Below are 1432 nucleotides of genomic sequence, written 5' to 3'. Positions count from 1 at the left end.
TCGTGGTCGGCGACGTTGTAGATGAACATCTCGCGCGGCTGGCCGTCTTTGGTGCCTTTGACCAGATCTCCGATGCAGGTCTTGCCGGTGTAGCCTGGCGCCAGCGAAGCGGGGTCGGGCAGCACGGCCTTGACCACTTTGAGCGGCACCACTTCCAGGCCTTCGGCGGTTTTCACCGGCTGTTCGGACAGCAGGCCGAGGCTGTTGAGCACGGTGAAGACGTTGATGTAGTGCTCGCCAAAACTCATCCAGAAACGCACGTTGGGCACGTCGAGGTTTTTCGACAGCGAGTGCACTTCATCGTGTCCTGTGAGGTATAGGTTGTGGCTGCCGACAATCGGCAGGTCGTCGGTGCGTTTGACTTCGAACATGGCGTTGCTGGTCCACTGGCTGTTCTGCCAGCTCCAGACTTGGCCTGTGAACTCACGGAAATTGATTTCCGGATCGAAGTTGGTCGCGAAGTATTTGCCGTGTGAACCGGCATTGACGTCGAGGATGTCGATTGAATCAATGCGGTCGAAATAGGTTTGTTGCGCCAGCGCTGCGTAAGCGTTGACCACGCCCGGGTCGAAGCCGATGCCGAGGATGGCGGTGACGTTTTTCTCCTGGCATTCCTCCAGGTGCTTCCACTCGTAGTTGCCGTACCAGGGCGGCGTTTCGCAGACCTTGCCCGGCTCTTCGTGGATCGCAGTGTCCAGATACGCCACGCCGGTGTCGATGCAGGCGCGCAGCACGGACATGTTCAAAAACGATGAACCGACGTTGATCACGATCTGCGATTCGGTTTCCAGAATCAGCGCTTTGGTCGCTTCGATGTCCAAGGCGTTCAGCGTGAAGGCTTTGATTTCAGCAGGCTGTTTGAGGCTGCCCTTGGCCTTGACGCTGTCGATGATGGCCTGGCACTTGGAGATGTTGCGCGACGCGATAGCAATACGACCGAGTTCGTCGTTGTGCTGCGCGCACTTGTGGGCCACCACCTTGGCGACACCTCCTGCACCAATGATAAGAACGTTCTTCTTCAATTTCTTTCTCACTCCTCGCTGCCAGCTTACGAAAGGCTGGACAAATAATCGTTAAAACCAAACTCACGCACTACCTCGACTGTACCGTCGAGTTGTTTCACTGCGATGGACGGCATTTTCAGGCCGTTGAACCAGTTCTTCTTGACCATGGTGTAACCCGCCGCGTCCACGAAGGACAGTCGGTCACCGATGGCCAGGGGTTTTGCGAACTGATACTCGCCAAAAATATCCCCGGCCAGACAGGATTTGCCGCAGACCATGTAGGTGTGTTCGCCCTCGCTCGGCGCGAGCTTGGCGTCCAGGCGATAAATCAGCAGATCGAGCATGTGCGCTTCGATGGAGCTGTCGACCACGGCCAGGTGCTTGCCGTTGTACAGCGTGTCGAGCACGGTGACTTCCAGCGAGGCGCT

The 1432-nt window shown here is 57.2% G+C and carries 1 protein-coding gene and 1 pseudogene; both read right to left on the bottom strand.

Annotation, left to right across the window (positions count from 1 at the left end):
* On the bottom strand, positions 1-1022 hold a 1022-nt coding region (locus ACWKWM_RS27820), incomplete at its 3' end, for a saccharopine dehydrogenase family protein (protein WP_483849172.1).
* A gap of 26 nt (positions 1023-1048) precedes the next feature.
* Positions 1049-1432, bottom strand: a pseudogene (locus tag ACWKWM_RS27815) (carboxynorspermidine decarboxylase); the annotation flags it as partial.

The organism is Pseudomonas rosaeacicularis (assembly GCF_057128745.1).
Note: the sequence above shows the minus strand (reverse complement) of the source record. Positions and strands in the feature narration are given on the sequence as shown.